Raw genomic sequence first — 14,393 nt, forward strand, 5'->3', positions numbered from 1 at the left:
TCGTAATGGGGTACCTTCTCTTTCTTTGTAAACGTATTTTGTAAAAGAAGAGGTGAGAAATCTTTCTTTGTGGTACGTTTCAATTTATAATAGCAAATGGAAGGAGAGTGCTTATGTCTTTAACAAATGAACAACAAGAGCGATTTCAAATTTTGCTCCAGCAGTTGCAAATACCAGACGACCTTATAAATCAATATTTACAAGGCGGTGGTATTGAAAGGCTCGTTATTGATAAAGCGAATAAAAGTTGGCATTTTGATTTACAAGTGCCACGTATTTTGCCTACAGAATTATATGAATTGCTAGAAACAAAGCTTAAGCAATCATTTTCTCATATTGCAAGAACAACATTTGCATTAGAAACAGAGAATAAACAATTTACAGAAGAAGAAGTGAGGGCGTATTGGCCGCTTTGTACGGAACGAATTACATTTTCACCTATGTTCGCATACTTAAAGAAGCAGCTTCCACAGGTGAATGGAGTGAAGTTGCTAATAAATGTGAATAACGAGTTGGAGTCTACTGCTTTAAAGAAAAACGTTGCGAAACCAGTAGGGGATCAATACGAAGTTTTTGGATTCCCGCGTTTTCAGTTAGACACACATATACAGCAAAATACAGAAGAAATGCAAAAGTTTCGTGAACAAACGCAGCAAGAAGACCGCGAGCGTGTTATACAAGCTATGGAAGAAATGGCGAAGAAGCAAGCTGAAGAAAGCAGCGTTGTGTATGAAGGACCGATTACACTCGGGTATCTTATTAAGCCAGATGAAGAGATTACACCGATGCGAGAAATTCAAGATGAAGAAAGAAGAAAAACGGTTCAAGGATATGTCTTCCATGTAGAAACAAAAGAGCTTCGTAGTGGACGTACGTTATTAACTTTAAAAATAACGGATTATACGGATTCTATTATGATCAAAATGTTCTCGCGTGACAAAGAAGATATTCCAATGCTGCAATCCTTGAAAAAAGGAATGTGGGTGAAAGCGCGTGGTTCTGTTCAAAACGATACATTCGTTCGAGATTTAGTAATGATTGCAAATGATATTAATGAAATCACAGGACCGTCTCGTAAAGATAAAGCACCAGAAGGCGAAAAACGAGTAGAGCTGCATCTCCATACTCCGATGAGTCAAATGGACGCTGTCACTCCAGTTTCTAAGCTTGTTGCTCAAGCTGGTAAATGGGGACATGAGGCTATTGCGGTTACAGACCATGCCGTGGCTCAGTCTTTCCCAGAGGCGTATTCTGCGGGGAAGAAGGCTGGAGTTAAAGTTATATATGGTGTAGAAGCAAATTTAGTTAATGATGGTGTACCGATAGCATATAACGAAGCGCATCGTTTACTTGCAGAGGAAACGTATGTTGTTTTCGACGTTGAGACGACAGGTTTATCAGCTGTATACGATACAGTTATTGAGTTGGCTGCTGTAAAAGTAAAGGGTGGCGAAATTATTGACCGCTTTGAATCTTTTGCAAATCCGCATCAACCATTATCGGCGACGATCATTGAATTAACAGGTATTACAGATGATATGTTAACTGATGCACCTGAAGTGGACGAAGTGTTTAAAAAGTTTGAGGAATGGATGGGCGACCATACACTTGTTGCCCATAATGCGAGCTTTGATATGGGCTTTATTAACGTAGGTTTTAAAAAGGCTGGACTAGAAAAAACGAATAACCCCGTTATTGATACGTTAGAACTTGCACGATTCTTATTCCCAGAAATGAAAAATCATCGATTAAATACGATGTGTAAAAAACTTGATATTGAATTAACACAACATCACCGTGCGATTTATGATACAGAAGCGACGGGATATTTACTTGTGAAAATGTTGAAAGACGTAATTGAAAAGGGATTTGAATATCACGATCAATTAAATGATAGCATGGGACAAGGGGATGCGTATAAGCGTGGCCGTCCAAGTCATATGACGTTACTTGCCACATCAGATGTTGGATTGAAAAATTTATATAAACTTGTTTCATATTCTCACCTTAATTACTTTTACCGTGTACCACGTGTGCCGAGGTCACTATTAAAAAAATACCGTGAAGGAATTTTAGTAGGAACGGCTTGTGATAAAGGTGAAGTTTTCGAGGCAATGATGCAAAAGGCACCTGAAGAGGTAGAAGAAATTGCCCAGTTCTATGATTACATTGAAGTAATGCCTCCAGAGGTGTTGCGTCATTTAGTAGAACGTGAACTTGTTCGAGACGAAGGTCAATTAAAAACAATTATTTCTAACTTAGTAAAACTAGGTGAGACGTTAGATAAACCAGTTGTTGCTACAGGAAACGTGCATTATTTAGACCCTGAGGATGCAATGTATCGTAAAATTTTAGTCAGTTCGCAGGGCGGAGCCAATCCGTTAAATCGACATTCATTACCGCCAGTACATTTCCGTACAACTGATGAAATGTTAGAATGTTTTTCATTCTTAGGTGAAGATAAAGCGAAAGAAGTTGTTGTAACAAATACACAAAAGATTGCGTCATTAATTGGTGATGTGCATCCAGTAAAAGACGATCTATACACACCGAAAATTGAAGGTGCTGATGATGAAACGCGTGATATGAGTTATAAAATGGCGCGTAGCATTTATGGTGAAGAGCTACCGGAAATTGTAGAAGCACGTTTAGAAAAAGAATTAAAAAGTATTATTGGGCATGGATTCGCCGTAATTTATTTAATTTCACATAAGCTTGTGAAAAAATCGTTAGTAGACGGATATCTAGTAGGTTCGCGTGGATCGGTAGGATCATCATTTGTTGCAACGATGATGGAAATTACAGAAGTAAACCCATTACCACCACACTATGTATGTCCGAAGTGTAAGCAATCAGAATTCTTTAATGATGGTTCTGTAGGCTCTGGTTTTGACTTACCAGATAAAGAATGTCCTGCTTGTAATATTCCATATGTAAAAGATGGACATGACATTCCGTTCGAAACATTCCTTGGATTTAAAGGAGATAAGGTACCCGATATCGATTTGAACTTCTCCGGGGAATACCAACCACGTGCCCATAACTATACGAAAGTACTGTTCGGTGAAGACTATGTATATCGTGCAGGAACGATTGGTACAGTTGCGGAAAAAACTGCTTACGGATATGTAAAAGGTTATGCAAATGATCATAACTTAACGATTCGAAATGCAGAGATTGATCGCTTAGTAGCAGGGTGTACCGGTGTAAAACGTACAACAGGACAGCATCCAGGCGGTATTATCGTTGTGCCAGATTACATGGATATCTTTGATTTCTCACCAATACAGTATCCAGCTGATTCAATTGGTGCTGAATGGAGAACAACGCATTTTGATTTCCACTCGATTCATGATAATTTATTGAAACTTGATATACTAGGACACGATGATCCGACCGTTATTCGTATGTTACAAGATTTAAGTGGTATTGATCCGAAAACAATCCCAACGGATGATCCAGAAGTAATGAAAATTTTCTCTGGTCCAGAATCGTTAGGGGTAACGGAAGAACAAATTAACTGTAAAACAGGTACACTTGGTATACCAGAGTTTGGTACAAAATTCGTAAGACAGATGTTAGAAGAGACAAAACCGACGACATTCTCAGAGTTAGTCCAAATTTCTGGACTATCACATGGTACCGACGTATGGCTTGGTAATGCAAACGAGTTAATTTATAACGGTACATGTACGCTGAGCGAAGTTATCGGTTGTCGTGATGACATCATGGTATATTTAATCTATCAAGGTCTAGATCCATCATTAGCCTTCAAAATCATGGAGTCGGTTCGTAAAGGTAAAGGTGTACCGGAAGAATGGGAAGAAGACATGAAAAATAATAATGTACCAGGTTGGTATATTGATTCATGTAAGAAGATTAAATACATGTTCCCTAAAGCCCATGCGGCTGCTTACGTACTTATGGCTGTACGTATCGCATACTTTAAAGTACATTTTGCACTGTTATTCTATGCCGCATATTTTACAGTTCGTGCAGATGATTTTGATGTAGAGGCAATGGCGAAAGGTTCAGCATCTATACGTGCAAGAATTGATGAAATTGCTCAAAAGGGACTCGATGCTGCGCCGAAAGAGAAGAGTTTATTAACGGTACTAGAAATGACACTTGAAATGTGTGAGCGTGGATACTCATTCCAAAAGGTGGATTTATACCGCTCACATGCAACAGAATTTATTATTGATGGAGATACATTAATCCCTCCATTTAATGCAGTACCTGGTCTTGGCACAAACGCAGCTTTAAGTATTGTAGAAGCACGTAAAAATGGAGACTTCTTATCAAAAGAAGACTTGCAACAGCGAAGTAAGGTTTCGAAAACAATTATTGAGTATTTAGATAGCCAAGGTTGTTTAGGAGACTTACCAGATCAAAACCAGTTATCACTGTTCTAGTAGGTAGGAAAAGTCTTTGCAAATCAACATTTCCTATGATATACTATTAACCGAGATAACCATGTCATGTATATTGTGTAAAGAAAAGAGTGGGGAAACCCACTCTTTCGTGTTACTATCTATGTTTTATCTACGTAGATAGGTAAAAGATTTCTGTCGTATATACATATTTTGTTACAAGTTTTACTTCTTAAATTTGGTAATACTAAGACAGATAATCCCTGCTGAACAGCAGGGGCTTTTGTTAGCTAACGAGAAAGAATAAGATAGACCGTTTTTAAATTGGCGGGGTCTTCTTCTTTTAAATGGTACATGACGGCAGGAAGGAGGCTGTTTATGGATAAGAAAGTCACAGAAGTTGTAGAAGCATTTGCGCAGCCGATCGTTGAAGAGTTAAATCTTGAACTTGTAGATGTAGAGTATGTGAAAGAAGGACAAGACTGGTTCTTACGCGTATTCATCGATTCTGAAAAGGGAGTCGACATTGAAGAATGCGGTGCGGTAAGTGAACGTTTAAGCGAAGCTTTAGATAAAGAGGACCCAATTCCTCATCTTTACTTTTTGGATGTATCATCTCCTGGAGCGGAACGCCCATTAAAGAAAGAAAAAGACTTCCAGCAAGCGGTAGGAAAACAAGTGGCAATTAAAACATATGAGCCGATTGATGGTGAAAAGATGTTTGAAGGAAAACTGCTTTCTTACGATGGTACAACAATAACATTATTATTAACAATTAAAACACGTAAAAAAGAAATCCAAATTTCGATGGATAAAGTCGCAAATGCGCGACTTGCTGTTACGTTTTAGTTAGAAGGGGGATCTTCATGAGCACTGAGTTATTAGATGCTTTGCTCGTATTAGAATCTGAAAAAGGCATTAGCAAAGACATTATTATTGATGCGATTGAAGCAGCTTTAATCTCTGCTTATAAGCGCAATTTTAATCAAGCACAAAACGTTCGTGTGAGCTTTAACCCAGAAGTGGGAACAATTCAAGTTTTAGCACGTAAAGACGTAGTAGACAATGTGTTTGATCCACGTCTTGAAATTTCTGTAGAGGAAGCAAGACAAATTAATCCAAACTACCAAGATGGTGACGTACTAGAAATTGAAGTAACACCAAAAGACTTTGGTCGTATTGCAGCACAAACTGCAAAACAAGTTGTAACACAACGAGTGCGTGAAGCAGAGCGCGGTGTTATTTACTCTGAGTTTAGTGATCGTGAAGAAGATATTATGGTAGGTATTGTACAACGTCAAGATGCTCGTTTCATCTATGTAAGCTTAGGAAAAGTAGAAGCTTTATTACCTGTAAGTGAGCAAATGCCTAATGAGCAATACAAACCACATGATCGTATTCGCGTATTCATTACGAAAGTAGAAAAAACGACAAAAGGACCACAAATTTACGTATCACGTACACATCCTGGTCTTTTAAAACGTTTATTCGAAATGGAAGTTCCTGAAATCTATGATGGAACTGTAGAAATTCGTTCTGTAGCACGTGAAGCTGGCGATCGCTCTAAGATCTCTGTATATGCAGAGAACACTGATGTTGATCCAGTTGGTTCTTGTGTAGGACCAAAAGGGCAACGTGTACAACGCATTGTAGACGAATTAAAAGGTGAAAAAATTGACATCGTTCGCTGGTCAAATGATCCAGTTGAATATGTTGCAAATGCATTAAGCCCATCACAAGTTGTTAAAGTACTTGTAGATGAAGAAGAAAAAGCGACAACAGTAGTTGTTCCAGACCACCAGCTATCATTAGCTATCGGTAAGCGTGGACAAAATGCACGTCTTGCAGCTAAATTAACAGGCTGGAAAATTGACATTAAGAGTGAGTCTGATGCGAAACAACTTGGTATTGTAACAGAAGAAGATAGCGTAATCGCATTTGGATTCGATTCAGTGGAAGACGAAATCGAATAGAGGTGATGAGTATGAGCAATCGAAAAGTTCCGTTACGAAAATGTGTTGCAACGCAAGAAATGAAATCAAAACGAGAGCTCGTTCGCATTGTTCGTTCCAAAGAGGGAGAAGTGTCCATTGATTTAACTGGGAAAAAATCAGGACGAGGTGCTTACTTGTCGAAGGACAAGGAGAGCATTCTTCAAGCTCAAAAGAAAAATGTTTTGGAACATCATCTAAAAGCGAAAATCGACGGTTCTTTATATGAAGAGCTTCTTGAGCTTGTTGAGAAGGAGTCGAAATAAGTGTCCGATTGGAAATCGTTTTTAGGACTAGCAAACCGGGCTCGGAAAATTATTTCGGGTGAAGAACTCGTTTTAAAAGAAGTACGAAGTGGCAAAGCAAAACTTGTATTGCTATCTGAAGATGCGTCAGTAAATACTACAAAACGCATCACAGATAAAACTACGTACTACAACGTACCAATGAGAAAGGTCGAAAATCGACAACAATTAGGGCATGCGATTGGGAGAGATGAGCGAGTCGTTGTAGCTGTGTTAGATGAAGGCTTTGCGAAAAAGCTGCGTAGCATGCTCGATACAAATTACCGGGGGTGAAGGTATGAGTAAAATTCGAGTGCATGAATATGCAAAAAAACATAATATCTCAAGTAAAGATCTTATGACAAAACTAAAAGAAATGAATATCGAGGTTTCGAATCATATGACAATGTTAGACGATGAAGTAGTAAATAAATTAGATAATGAATATCAAACTGAAAAACCTTCTGTTGCAGATGAGTTTGAAGTAGAAGAAAAAGTTGTTCGCAGTAAAAAGAACAGCAATAAGAAAAAGAAAAAAGGCAAAGGAAACGAAGACAAACGTCAAGAGAACTTTGCTGGTAGACAACAAACTCAAATTGTAGAAACACCAGATAAAATTACTTTCTCTGGAAGCCTTACAGTAGGAGATCTTGCTAAAAAATTAAGCAAAGAGCCATCTGAAATTATTAAGAAGCTCTTCATGCTTGGAATTATGGCAACAATTAACCAAGACTTGGATAAAGATACAATTGAGTTAATTGCTAACGACTACGGTATTGAAGTAGAAGAAGAAGTAATTGTGAGCGAGACTGAGTTTGAAACATTCATTGATGAGCAAGATGATGAAGAGAACTTAAAAGAACGTCCAGCTGTAGTTACAATCATGGGACACGTTGACCACGGTAAAACAACATTACTGGATTCTATTCGTAACTCAAAAGTAACTGCAGGCGAAGCGGGTGGAATTACTCAGCATATCGGTGCATATCAAGTTGAAGTAAACGATAAGAAGATTACATTCTTAGATACACCTGGTCACGCAGCATTTACAACGATGCGTGCTCGTGGTGCACAAGTAACGGATATTACAATCCTTGTTGTTGCAGCGGATGACGGTGTTATGCCACAAACGGTTGAAGCAATTAACCATGCGAAGGCAGCAGGAGTACCAATTATTGTTGCTGTGAATAAAATGGATAAACCAGCTGCAAACCCTGATCGCGTAATGCAAGAACTAACAGAATATGAATTAGTTCCAGAAGCTTGGGGCGGAGATACTATTTTCGTACCAATTTCTGCAATTCAAGGCGAAGGCATTGACAACTTACTAGAAATGATCCTTCTTGTAAGTGAAGTAGAAGAATACAAAGCAAATCCAAACCGCTATGCAACTGGTACAGTAATCGAAGCGCAGCTTGATAAAGGTAAAGGAACTATCGCGACATTACTTGTTCAAAACGGTACGCTTCGAGTTGGAGATCCAATCGTTGTTGGAACTTCATTCGGACGTGTTCGTGCAATGGTAAGTGATATTGGTCGTCGTGTAAAAGTTGCTGGTCCATCAACTCCTGTTGAAATTACTGGTTTAAACGAAGTACCACAGGCTGGAGATCGTTTCATGGCATTCGCTGATGAGAAGAAAGCTCGTCAAATTGGTGAATCACGTGCACAAGAAGCGTTAGTTGCACAACGTGGTGAGAAATCTAAATTAAGCCTTGAAGATTTATTCCAACAAATCCAAGAGGGCGATGTAAAAGAAATTAACTTAATCGTAAAAGCAGACGTACAAGGTTCTGTTGAAGCGATGGCAGCATCACTTCGTAAAATTGATGTTGAAGGCGTAAAAGTTAAAATCATTCACACTGGTGTAGGTGCGATTACAGAATCTGATATCATTTTAGCTTCTGCATCTAATGCAATTGTAATTGGATTTAACGTACGTCCAGATGTGAACGCGAAGCGTACAGCTGAATTAGAGAACGTTGATATTCGTTTACACCGTATTATTTATAAAGTAATCGAAGAGATTGAAGCAGCGATGCAAGGTATGCTTGATCCAGAATTCGAAGAAAAAGTAATCGGTCAAGCAGAAGTTCGTCAAACGTTTAAAGTAACAAAAGTTGGAACAATCGCAGGTTGTTATGTAACAGACGGTAAAATTACGCGTGATAGTGGCGTACGTATTATCCGTGACGGCGTAGTAATTTTCGAAGGACAACTTGATACGTTAAAACGTTTCAAAGACGACGTAAAAGAAGTTGCACAAAACTATGAGTGTGGTATTACAATTGAGAGATATAATGATCTTAAAGAAGGGGACATCATTGAAGCGTATATTATGGAAGAAGTGAAGCGATGATTATCGCTTCACTCTCATTCGAGTGTATGATTTACGATGTGCATTCTTTAAAAGAGAAACGTGCAATTTTACAACGTGTGTTAACTCGTGTGAAACAGCGCTATAATGTAGCTGTTTCTGAAGTTGGGCACCAAGATGTATGGCAACGTACAGAAATTGCAATTGTTTCCGTATCCTCAAATCGTGTTATCTGTGAAAAAGAAATGAATCGTGTACTTGAGTACATCGATTCATTTCCTGAAATTGAACGTACAATAACACATTTGGAATGGTATTGAATGAGGTGAAGAGTTATGAAATTACGTGCGAACCGTGTGGGCGAGCAAATGAAAAAAGAATTAGGCGATATTATCAGTCGTAAAATTAAAGACCCACGTATTGGATTTGTTACAGTAACAGATGTACAAGTGAGTGGTGATTTACAAATTGCTAAAGTATATATTTCTGTTTTAGGTGACGAAGAACAGAAAGAAAATACTTTAAAAGGTTTAGCGAAGGCAAAAGGCTTTATTCGTTCAGAAATTGGCCAACGTATTCGTCTTCGTAAAACACCGGAAATTACCTTTGAGTTTGATGAGTCTATCGGATATGGTCATCGAATTGATACACTTTTACATGAAATTAATAAAGACGGTAAACGTGAAGAATAATGGATAGACATTTGTCTATCCATTTTTTCAATGCAAAATAAGTTTTGGATATTTAATACGAAAGAATTATGATGAGGTGAACATATATGGAAGGTGTAGTATTATTACATAAGCCAAAAGGCATGACATCACATGATTGTGTATTTAAATTAAGAAAGATATTGCGAGAAAAGAGAATTGGTCATACGGGAACATTAGATCCAGATGTAACAGGAGTATTACCAATTTGCGTTGGAAGAGCAACGAAAATTGCACAATTTTTAACAAGTGAAACGAAAACATATGAAGGTGAAGTAACATTAGGGTTTTCAACGACAACTGAAGACGCTTCTGGTGAGGTTGTTGAAACGAAAAATGTAGATCGTACTATTACTCGTATGGAAGTAGAGAAAGTCCTTGCGGAATTAACAGGCACGATTGAACAAATGCCACCAATGTTCTCGGCTGTAAAAGTAAACGGGAAAAAATTATATGAATATGCAAGAGCAGGACAAGAGGTGGAACGTCCAGTTCGTACAATTACAATTCATGAATTCGTATTACTTGATGATCGTGAAGTTTTTGAAGGAGAAAATATTTCATTCCGTTTCCGTGTAACGTGTAGTAAAGGAACATATGTAAGAACGTTAGCTGTAATGATCGGGGAGAAACTTGGTTTCCCATCACATATGTCTCACCTTGTAAGAACGGCATCTGGTGAATTTTTATTAGAAGATTGCATATCATTTGAAGAAATTGAAGAAAACGTGCAAAATGGAACAGTAGAGTCTATCTTCATTTCAATTGATGAAGCATTAAGTAAGTTTCCAAAAATGGTTGTAGATGAAAAGCAAGCAGAGAAAATAAAGAATGGTATGTTCTTAAAGAATGAATTAGAAATAACAGCACCATTTATTACAGTGTTTGATAAAAATGATCGTTGCTTAGCAATTTATGAACATCATCCGAAACATCCTGGCATGTTAAAGCCGATGAAAGTACTTGTGAATAATCAAGAACTAAAGCTATAATGAATTATTGGAAGGATTATTACAGAAAAAGGTGAATTCAAGCGTGAAACTTATTCATTTAACTCATCCACATGAACAAAATAAATTAGAATTACCACCTACTGTAATGGCATTAGGATTTTTTGATGGCATTCATTTAGGACATCAATGTGTAATTCGAACTGCGAAAAAAATAGCGGACGAACGAGGATATAAAAGTGCAGTTATGACATTTCATCCTCATCCATCTGTTGTTTTAGGGAAAAAGGATGCGCATGTGGAGTATATTACACCAATGCGTGATAAAGAAAAAATAGTCGAAAGCTTAGGAATCGATATATTATATGTGATTAAATTTGATGAATCATTTGCAGGGTTATTACCGCAACAATTTGTAGATGATTATATTATTGGTTTAAATGTAAAGCATGTAGTAGCAGGGTTTGATTATTCATATGGACGTTTAGGAAAAGGAAAGATGGAGACTTTACCATTTCATGCAAGAGGGGAGTTTACACAGACTGTGATTGAAAAAGTTGAATTTCAAGAAGAGAAAGTAAGTTCTACAGCATTACGAAAGTTAATTCGAAATGGCGAAATGGAGCAAATTCCATCTATTTTAGGTAGAGCCTATACTGTAGCGGGAACAGTTATACACGGCGACAAACGTGGGCGTCAAATTGGTTTCCCGACAGCTAATGTAGGTTTAAGTGATGAGTATTTATTGCCACCTGTAGGTGTTTATGCAGTGAGATTAAAAGTTCACGATGAATGGTACGATGGTGTATGTAATATTGGATATAAACCGACTTTTAAAGAAGATGAGCGTCAATTATCAATTGAAGTGCACTTATTTGAATTTAACAAAGATATATACGATCAAAATGTTACAGTAGAGTGGCATATGCGTATAAGAGCAGAAAAGAAATTCAACGGTATTGATGAGTTAGTTGAACAAATCGCAAAAGATAAGAAAACAGCACAAGAATATTTTATGAGCGAAAAGAATATACTTGCTTTTTCAAATGAAAAGTAGTATTCTATGTTATGTACTTTATGACAACCATTGCTTGGCATTGCGACTCACCGACGCTTGCTAGGTAATTGGGGGTTTAATTAATAGGAGGTGAAATAGGATGGCTTTAACACAAGAACGTAAAAATGAAATCATTGCACAATTTAGAACTCATGAGACTGATACTGGTTCTCCAGAGGTTCAAATTGCTGTCCTAACGGAGCAAATTAACACTCTAAACGAGCACTTACGTACTCACAAGAAAGATCATCATTCACGTCGTGGTCTATTAAAGATGGTTGGTAAACGTCGTAACTTACTAACTTACCTTCGTAATAGCGATATCACACGTTACCGTGAATTAATCACAAAGCTTGGCTTACGTCGATAGTCAAAGAAGCGGGAATATTCCCGCTTTTTTGTTAGGTAAAAATATATCTTCTACGCTTTATAGCTTACTTAATTTTAGGCAATACTAGAGGTAGAATATTGTGATATACTATCCATTTACATAGAAGAATTGAATACTTTAAATTGAGAGGGGTACTTAAATGAGTCAAGAAAAGCAAGTCTTCTCGATAGATTTAGCTGGTCGCCAGCTAACAGTTGAAACTGGTCAGCTTGCAAAACAAGCGAACGGAGCAGTATTAGTAAGATATGGCGATACAGCGGTTCTATCTACAGCAACTGCATCAAAAGAAGCGAAAAATGTAGATTTCTTCCCACTTACAGTAAACTATGAAGAGCGTTTATATGCAGTCGGAAAAATTCCTGGCGGTTTTATTAAGCGTGAAGGTCGTCCAAGTGAAAAAGCAATTTTGGCAAGTCGTTTAATCGACCGTCCAATTCGTCCGCTATTCGCAGATGGCTTCCGTAACGAAGTGCAAGTTGTCAGCATTGTAATGAGTGTTGATCAAGATTGTTCTTCTGAAATGGCAGCTATGCTTGGTTCTTCATTAGCGTTATCTATTTCAGATATTCCATTTGAAGGTCCAATCGCTGGTGCGACAGTTGGCCGTATTAATGGCGAATTCGTTATTAACCCAACAGTAGAACAGCAAGAACAAAGTGATATCCACTTAGTTGTAGCTGGTACGAAAGATGCGATTAACATGGTTGAAGCAGGAGCAGATCAAGTACCTGAAGAAACAATGTTAGAAGCAATTATGTTTGGTCATGACGAAATTAAACGTCTAATTGCATTCCAAGAAGAGATTGTACAAGCTGTAGGTAAAGAGAAATCAGAAGTGAAACTTTATGAAGTTGACGCTGATCTTAACCAAGCTGTACGTGAAATGGCTGAAGAAGATATGCATTCAGCAATTCAAGTACATGAGAAACATGCACGTGAAGATGCAATTAACGAAGTGAAAAAGCGTGTTATTGAGCATTACGAAGCGCAGGAAGCTGACGCTGATACATTAGGACAAGTAAATGAGATTTTATATAAAATTGTAAAAGAAGAAGTACGTCGTCTTATTACAGTTGAAAAAATCCGTCCAGATGGCCGTAAAGGTGACGAAATCCGTCCATTAGCATCAGAGGTTGGTATTTTATCTCGTACACACGGTTCTGGTTTGTTCACTCGTGGACAAACACAAGCATTAAGTATTTGTACATTAGGTGCATTAGGCGATGTGCAAATTTTAGATGGTCTTGGTGTAGAAGAATCAAAACGCTTTATGCACCATTACAATTTCCCATCATTTAGTGTTGGTGAAACAAGACCAATGCGTGGACCAGGTCGTCGTGAAATCGGTCACGGTGCACTAGGAGAACGCGCACTTGAGCCTGTACTTCCATCTGAAAAAGATTTCCCATACACAGTACGTCTTGTATCTGAAGTTTTAGAATCAAATGGTTCTACTTCACAAGCAAGTATTTGTGGTAGTACTTTAGCAATGATGGATGCTGGTGTTCCACTTAAAGCTCCAGTTGCAGGTATTGCAATGGGTCTAGTTAAAACTGGTGAGCATTACACAATTTTATCTGATATTCAAGGTATGGAAGATCATTTAGGTGATATGGACTTTAAAGTAGCAGGTACAGCACAAGGTGTAACTGCACTACAAATGGACATTAAAATCGATGGTCTATCTCGTGAAATTTTAGAAGAGGCATTACAACAAGCAAAAGTTGGTCGTGTGCACATTCTAAATCATATGTTATCTGTTATTCCAGAGCCACGCACTGAATTATCAGCGTACGCTCCAAAGATTATTACAATGACAATTAATCCAGATAAAATCCGTGACGTTATCGGACCGAGCGGTAAACAAATCAATAAAATTATTGAAGAAACTGGCGTTAAAATTGACATCGAGCAAGATGGCACAGTATTCATTTCTTCAATAAACCAAGAAATGAACGACAAAGCTAAGAAAATTATCGAAGATATCGTTCGCGAAGTACAAGTAGGTGAAATCTACGAAGGAAAAGTGAAACGTGTTGAGAAATTCGGTGCTTTCGTTGAATTATTCAGCGGTAAAGATGGATTAGTTCATATTTCTGAACTTGCACTTGAGCGTGTAGGTAAAGTAGAAGACGTTGTAAAAATCGGTGATGTAATTACAGTTAAAGTTATCGAGATTGACAAGCAAGGTCGCGTAAATCTATCTAGAAAAGTATTGCTAAAAGAAGAGCAAGAAAAAGAAGCTGCTAAAGAAGAAAACAAACAAGAGCAGCAATAAGTAAAAGCCAGTTTAACTGGCTTTTTTTGTTATGTAAAAATA

12 protein-coding genes are annotated in these 14,393 nt (G+C 37.7%); all 12 read left to right on the forward strand.

What is annotated here, in order from left to right; all coding sequences use genetic code 11:
• Nucleotides 1–113 precede the first annotated feature (113 nt).
• The 12 genes from MR112_RS08670 to pnp all read left to right on the forward strand — a co-directional run bounded on the left by MR112_RS08670 (nt 114) and on the right by pnp (nt 14,351).
• Entirely contained in the window at nt 114–4,415 is a 4,302-nt protein-coding gene (locus MR112_RS08670; RefSeq protein ID WP_000060005.1) for a PolC-type DNA polymerase III, read from the forward strand.
• A gap of 336 nt (nt 4,416–4,751) precedes the next feature.
• Entirely contained in the window at nt 4,752–5,222 is a 471-nt protein-coding gene (gene rimP / locus MR112_RS08675) for a ribosome maturation factor RimP (RefSeq protein WP_000359096.1), read from the forward strand.
• Between the two features lie 17 nt (nt 5,223–5,239).
• Nucleotides 5,240–6,346, forward strand: a complete 1,107-nt coding sequence (gene nusA / locus MR112_RS08680; RefSeq protein ID WP_000102604.1) for a transcription termination factor NusA — start codon at nt 5,240–5,242, stop codon at nt 6,344–6,346.
• A gap of 11 nt (nt 6,347–6,357) precedes the next feature.
• Nucleotides 6,358–6,630, forward strand: a complete 273-nt coding sequence (gene rnpM / locus MR112_RS08685; RefSeq protein ID WP_000071127.1) for an RNase P modulator RnpM — start codon at nt 6,358–6,360, stop codon at nt 6,628–6,630.
• Nucleotides 6,631–6,942, forward strand: a complete 312-nt coding sequence (locus tag MR112_RS08690) for a YlxQ family RNA-binding protein (RefSeq protein ID WP_001286523.1) — start codon at nt 6,631–6,633, stop codon at nt 6,940–6,942.
• A gap of 4 nt (nt 6,943–6,946) precedes the next feature.
• A complete protein-coding gene (infB, locus tag MR112_RS08695; protein ID WP_000036343.1) occupies nt 6,947–9,007 on the forward strand; it encodes a translation initiation factor IF-2 in 2,061 nt (686 codons plus the stop codon).
• Nucleotides 9,004–9,285, forward strand: coding sequence for a DUF503 domain-containing protein (locus MR112_RS08700; protein ID WP_000582363.1), 282 nt, complete (start codon nt 9,004–9,006; stop codon nt 9,283–9,285). Before infB ends, MR112_RS08700 begins: the two co-directional genes overlap by 4 nt.
• A gap of 15 nt (nt 9,286–9,300) precedes the next feature.
• Nucleotides 9,301–9,657 carry a 30S ribosome-binding factor RbfA gene (gene rbfA / locus MR112_RS08705; protein WP_000776437.1) on the forward strand — a complete coding sequence of 119 codons (357 nt, stop codon included), beginning with the start codon at nt 9,301–9,303 and terminating at the stop codon, nt 9,655–9,657.
• A gap of 86 nt (nt 9,658–9,743) precedes the next feature.
• Nucleotides 9,744–10,667, forward strand: a complete 924-nt coding sequence (truB, locus tag MR112_RS08710) for a tRNA pseudouridine(55) synthase TruB (protein ID WP_000399352.1) — start codon at nt 9,744–9,746, stop codon at nt 10,665–10,667.
• Between the two features lie 43 nt (nt 10,668–10,710).
• Nucleotides 10,711–11,682 carry a bifunctional riboflavin kinase/FAD synthetase gene (ribF, locus tag MR112_RS08715; RefSeq protein WP_000766706.1) on the forward strand — a complete coding sequence of 324 codons (972 nt, stop codon included), beginning with the start codon at nt 10,711–10,713 and terminating at the stop codon, nt 11,680–11,682.
• A 100-nt stretch (nt 11,683–11,782) separates the two neighbouring features.
• Entirely contained in the window at nt 11,783–12,052 is a 270-nt protein-coding gene (gene rpsO / locus MR112_RS08720) for a 30S ribosomal protein S15 (protein ID WP_001229392.1), read from the forward strand.
• A gap of 160 nt (nt 12,053–12,212) precedes the next feature.
• Nucleotides 12,213–14,351 carry a polyribonucleotide nucleotidyltransferase gene (gene pnp, locus MR112_RS08725; RefSeq protein ID WP_242244882.1) on the forward strand — a complete coding sequence of 713 codons (2,139 nt, stop codon included), beginning with the start codon at nt 12,213–12,215 and terminating at the stop codon, nt 14,349–14,351.
• Nucleotides 14,352–14,393 lie beyond the last annotated feature (42 nt).

Source organism: Bacillus cereus group sp. BfR-BA-01330 (genome assembly GCF_022663885.1).
In the GTDB taxonomy this organism is placed as follows: domain Bacteria; phylum Bacillota; class Bacilli; order Bacillales; family Bacillaceae_G; genus Bacillus_A; species Bacillus_A cereus.